This window comes from Stenotrophomonas sp. PS02298 (genome assembly GCF_029959445.1).
GTDB lineage: Bacteria > Pseudomonadota > Gammaproteobacteria > Xanthomonadales > Xanthomonadaceae > Stenotrophomonas.
Window position 1 is genome coordinate 1 of the sequence record NZ_JASCOR010000331.1, and the last position, 847, is coordinate 847.

Annotated in this window: 1 pseudogene; it reads right to left on the reverse strand. The window is 71.9% G+C overall.

Features of this window, described 5'->3' with window-relative positions:
• Positions 1-37 precede the first annotated feature (37 nt).
• Positions 38-847: pseudogene (locus tag QMX78_RS21475) on the reverse strand (hypothetical protein); the annotation flags it as partial.

The following is an 847-nucleotide window of genomic DNA, read 5'->3' on the forward strand; positions in this document are numbered from 1 at the left end:
GCTCGGCACTTGCCGGTGTCGAGCCGTCGCCCTGTCTTTACTCTTCGGGTGGCGGCGGTGGGGTGTACGCCATCGTGTGCTGCCACAGCTGCAGGCAGACCAGGCCGCCGCGGACGCTCTCGATTTCAATGCGCAGCGTGCCGGCGGCAGCGGGCACGAACGACGCGCTGTCCCCGGCGATGCTCTCCGCCGTGTTGACGAGCACGTCGTCCAGATACCAGCGCACGGTGTACGTCACGCCCGCTTCTGGGCCGATGCTCGGCAGCGCCTGGTCGACGAGCTTGTCCGCCTGCGCCAGCCGGTCCCGGTGCACCCAGGTCACCTGGGCCGTGTCCGCGATCTCCGCCGGCCAGGCCAGCCCGTTGATCCTCACCGCGGCCGGCGGGTACGGCCGCGCCGCGCGGCCTGCGAACTCGACCGACATCGGCGTCGCCTCGGCCGGGTCCAGTCGCGCGGTGCCGGTATTCGTCAGGAGCTTGATGCCGATGATCTCGCCCTCGGCGTACTCGACCAGGTCGCTGGCTGCGGCGTCGTCGTAGGCCCAGATGTGCGAGCCGGCCGCGTGTCGCGTCGGGATGGTGTCGGCGCACGCCCGGCCCACGGTTACCGTGCCGGCGAGCACGTCGACGGCGTCGATGCGCACGATCTCGCCGTCCCACAGCGCGGCCGAGCCCATCGTGAGCTGCTCGGCGCGCACGAAGTCGGCAATCGGGATCACCGTCGCCAGCTGGTCGATCTCGTCCACGGCGGGATCGCCAGCAACGACGGCGACCGGGCACCAGTCGCCCGTCGCCTCGCCCGCGTAGTCGGCGCCCCCGGCGGCGCCCGCGCCGGTGTTGTTTTTGCC